General features: G+C 63.2%; 1 protein-coding gene. It reads right to left on the bottom strand.

Going from position 1 to position 372, the window contains the following annotated elements; all coding sequences use genetic code 11:
- Nucleotides 1-372: RHS repeat domain-containing protein (locus tag ACTJLA_RS26830; protein ID WP_440842498.1), on the bottom strand; the 372-nt coding region annotated here is incomplete at both ends.

Genomic DNA, 372 nt, shown 5'->3' with positions numbered 1-372 from the left:
GTGGTAGTGGCTGAGCAGTTGGCCTTGCTGGCGCTGATGCTCGCGGCCGCTCTTGAACAGATGTGAGGTGAGCACTTCACCGTTGAGTTCGACGGTAGCGAGGTGGCCGCCTTTATCGTGGGTGAAGGTGACGCGGTTATTGTCCGGCAGGCACAGGTTTTTCAGCTGGCCGCAAGCGTCGTAGCCGTAGCGCAGGGTGCCCCAGCCCTGGTGTTCGGCGGTGAGGCGGTTTTGGCGGTCGTATTCGTAGGCCAACGCCCAGTGGCCGTCCTCGACGCTGAGGAGGTTGCCCTGGCGGTCGTAGGCATAGTCGACAACGCTGGCATCGGGCAGGATTTTTCGGACGAGGCGACCGGCGTGGTCGCGCTCGTA

Source organism: Pseudomonas sp. 22072 (assembly GCF_052046095.1).
Lineage (GTDB): Bacteria > Pseudomonadota > Gammaproteobacteria > Pseudomonadales > Pseudomonadaceae > Aquipseudomonas > Aquipseudomonas paracarnis.
This window is presented reverse-complemented; position numbering and strand designations above follow the sequence as displayed.